We start from the raw sequence: 3,181 nt of genomic DNA on the forward strand, positions 1-3,181 counted from the left end.
GGGCGGCGACCTACTCTCCCGGGTGTAACCCCAGTACCATCGGCGCGACAGGGCTTAACTTCTCTGTTCGGGATGGGAAGAGGTGGATCCCCTGCGCCGTACCGCCCAAATTCTTCTGGCTAGGTCGCCTAATCTCTTTTATATACCCAATTCTTGTTTCAAGAACAGGCATATGCATTTCAATATCTTTAAGTAACAGTGACAATCGGTAAGATAATACAACTCGTTCACAGGTAAGTTTTCGGGCTATTAGTACTGCTCAGCTATGCCATCTCTGGCTTTACACCTGCAGCCTATCAACGTCATCGTCTCTGACAACCCTATACGGAAACCTCATCTCGAGGTGGGTTTCGCACTTAGATGCTTTCAGCGCTTATCCCTTCCGGACGTAGCTACCCGGCAGTGCAGTTGGCACCACAACCGGTACACCAGCGGTCCGTCCAACCCGGTCCTCTCGTACTAAGGTCAGATCCTCTCAAGTTTCCCACGCCCGCAACAGATAGGGACCGAACTGTCTCACGACGTTCTGAACCCAGCTCGCGTGCCACTTTAATGGGCGAACAGCCCAACCCTTGGGACCTTCTCCAGCCCCAGGATGTGACGAGCCGACATCGAGGTGCCAAACCTCCCCGTCGATATGAGCTCTTGGGGGAGATCAGCCTGTTATCCCCAGAGTACCTTTTATCCTTTGAGCGACGGCCCTTCCATACGGTACCGCCGGATCACTATACCCGTGTTTCCACCCTGCTCGGCTTGTCGGCCTCGCAGTCAAGCTCCCTTATGCTATTGCACTCCACGCACGGTTACCAAGCGTGCTGAGGGAACCTTTGGAAGCCTCCGTTACTCTTTTGGAGGCGACCACCCCAGTCAAACTACCCACCAAACAATGTCTCCCTATTACAGGGATTAGACACCAAGCAAACAAAGGGCCGTATTTCAACAGTGGCTCCAAAACGCCTGGCGACGCCCCTTCATAGCCTCCGGCCTATCCTACACATCGTTTACCCAATGCCAATGTTAAGCTGCAGTAAAGGTTCATGGGGTCTTTCCGTCCCGTTGCGGGTACGCGGCATCTTCACCGCGACTACAATTTCACCGAGCTCATGGCCGAGACAGTGCCCAGATCGTTACACCATTCGTGCAGGTCGGAACTTACCCGACAAGGAATTTCGCTACCTTAGGACCGTTATAGTTACGGCCGCCGTTTACCGGGGCTTCAGTTCAGCGCTTCTCTTACGATAACGCCCCCCCTTAACCTTCCGGCACCGGGCAGGTGTCAGGCCTTATACTTTGTGTCGCCACTTCGCAAAGCCATGTGTTTTTGATAAACAGTCGCCTGGGCCTTTTCACTGCGGCCTCTCATCTTGAGATGAGTAGGCGCCCCTTCTCCCGAAGTTACAGGGCCATTTTGCCGAGTTCCTTAGCCATGATTCACTCGAGCACCTCAGGATTCTCTCCTTGACCACCTGTGTCGGTTTGCGGTACGGGCAAACATACGCTTAACGCTAGAAGATTTTCTTGGAAGTTATTAGGTCCGCTATCCGCGCTCCCGAAGGATTGCGGTACTATCAGGTTCGGCTAGAAGTGCGCATTTGACTACACATCCAATACCTACACCCTTCAACCCGGTATTCCGTCACCGGGCGGAACTTTCATCACTCCGTCCCTCCATTGCCTGTATGTCCGGTACGGGAATATTAACCCGTTGTCCATCGACTACCCCCTTCGGGTTCGCCTTAGGTCCCGACTGACCCTGATCCGATTAGCGTTGATCAGGAAACCTTGGTCTATCGGTGGGCGGGTTTCTCGCCCGCCTTATCGTTACTTATGCCTACATTTGCTTTTCCAATATCTCCAGCACACCTGACGGTGTACCTTCTCTGTCATTGGAATGCTCCCCTACCATTGCATTGATGCAATCCTACGCTTCGGTAATGTGCTTGATGCCCGATTATCATCGACGCCCTGTCGCTCGACCAGTGAGCTGTTACGCACTCTTTAAAGGAATAGCTGCTTCCAAGCTAACCTCCTGGCTGTCTCTGCAACTGGACCACCTTTGTTCAACTTAGCACATATTTGGGGACCTTAGCGGTAGGTCTGGGTTCTTTCCCTCTCGGACTGGGACCTTAGCACCCCAGCCCTCACTGCCAGTACAATATCACGGCATTCGGAGTTCGTCAGGATTTGGTAGGATGTGACTCCCCCTAGTCCTATCGGTAGCTCTACCTCCGTGATACTTTCCCTGACGCTGTTCCTAAAAACATTTCGGGGAGTACGAGCTATTTCTCAGTTTGATTGGCCTTTCACCCCTACCCACAGATCATCCGGAAACTTTTCAACGTTTATCGGTTCGGTCCTCCACTCCGTTTTACCGGAGCTTCAACCTGTCCATGGGTAGATCACTAAGTTTCGCGTCTACCCCCACTGACTATGGCGCCCTGTTCAGACTCGCTTTCGCTCCGGATCCGTGGCTTAACCACTTACCCTCGCCAGTGAGGAGTAACTCGTAGGCTCATTATGCAAAAGGCACGCCGTCACACCACTAAGGTGCTCCGACCGCTTGTAAGCGCACGGTTTCAGGTTCTATTTCACCCCGTTATTCACGGTACTTTTCACCTTTCCCTCACGGTACTTGTTCACTATCGGTCTCTCAGGAGTATTTAGCCTTACCGGATGGTGCCGGCAAATTCAACCGGGATTTCTCCTGTCCCGGCCTACTCAGGATACCCGCCTACATACAAAACTTACCGGTACGGGACTCTCACCCTCTACGGTATGCCTTCCCAGGCAATTCCCGTTCGTTGTATATGTATTGTGCAGGTCCTATTACCCCGTACATGCCGTAACATGTACGGTTTGGGCTGTTCCGCGTTCGCTCGCCACTACTGACGGAATCACTGTTGTTTTCTCCTCCTATGGGTACTTAGATGTTTCAGTTCCCCACGTTCGCTTCTCTTTCGAGATGGCTATTAATAGCCGGGTTGCCCCATTCGGACATCTGCGGATCAATTCGCCTGTGCCGATCCCCGCAGCTTTTCGCAGCTTGGCACGTCCTTCTTCGCCTCTGAGAGCCTAGGCATCCCCCGTGCGCCCTTATTCACTTACTCTTGTTACTCTGTTGTATTATCTTGCCAATATGTCAATGAACTTTTCTGCAGCGTAATCTTACGCTGCTTCGTGA

Annotated in this window: 2 rRNA genes; both read right to left on the bottom strand. The window is 52.5% G+C overall.

Annotated features, from left to right (window positions below):
• Positions 1 to 109 (bottom strand): 5S ribosomal RNA (rrf, locus tag H7U17_RS20530); the annotation flags it as partial.
• A gap of 120 nt (positions 110 to 229) precedes the next feature.
• A 23S ribosomal RNA gene (locus H7U17_RS20535) occupies positions 230 to 3,107 on the bottom strand.
• Positions 3,108 to 3,181 lie beyond the last annotated feature (74 nt).

This window comes from Echinicola salinicaeni, assembly GCF_014280965.1.
GTDB classification, from domain to species: Bacteria; Bacteroidota; Bacteroidia; order Cytophagales; family Cyclobacteriaceae; genus Echinicola; species Echinicola salinicaeni.